The organism is Acetobacter sp. DmW_136 (assembly GCF_008690365.1).
Lineage (GTDB): Bacteria > Pseudomonadota > Alphaproteobacteria > Acetobacterales > Acetobacteraceae > Acetobacter > Acetobacter oryzifermentans.
In genome coordinates this window covers 1-512 of record NZ_VHON01000068.1, presented here as the reverse complement: position 1 = coordinate 512, position 512 = coordinate 1, and the positions used below count along the sequence as shown (strand labels likewise).

Here is a 512-nt window from a genome sequence, read left to right as displayed (position 1 = left end):
CCAGTCTGTTTCATGCCAGCCTTCAGGCTTATCCTGCATCAGATGCGCTGCAATGTCATGCTGCTGTCCGGCTGTTGCAAGATGCACATCCGCAACGGCAACACCCATGTCACGCCGATCATCCACAAATGGCCCAATCACATCAGATGGGCGGCTGGCGCGTGAGACAATACGCACAAAGCGTGTGCCGGGACGTAGCATGAAGCTATAACGCTGCCCATTGCGCCTTACGGCACGCACAACAGCACCTTTATCTGTTACCAGATGCAGGTCGGGCTCATCTGTCAGAACCTGCGATGCTGTAGCCACTGGCTGCCCGCCGACACTTGCAGCCCGCTCCGCCAGCTTGCAGAACAAAGGTTCCACAAAAGCACGGTCAACACACAGATCTACTGCGGCATCATCTTCCCAGCTTTTGATTTTTCCACCCAAGCTCATGACAGAACCAGCCTGACGGAACGCACGGCGGTTACCTGTATCCAGATAACTTTCTGTCAGCATGCCATCTGCTG

Annotated in this window: 1 pseudogene; it reads right to left on the bottom strand. The window is 55.1% G+C overall.

Annotated elements, in window-relative coordinates:
* Positions 1–512 (bottom strand): annotated as a pseudogene (locus tag FKW31_RS14420) (hypothetical protein); the annotation flags it as partial.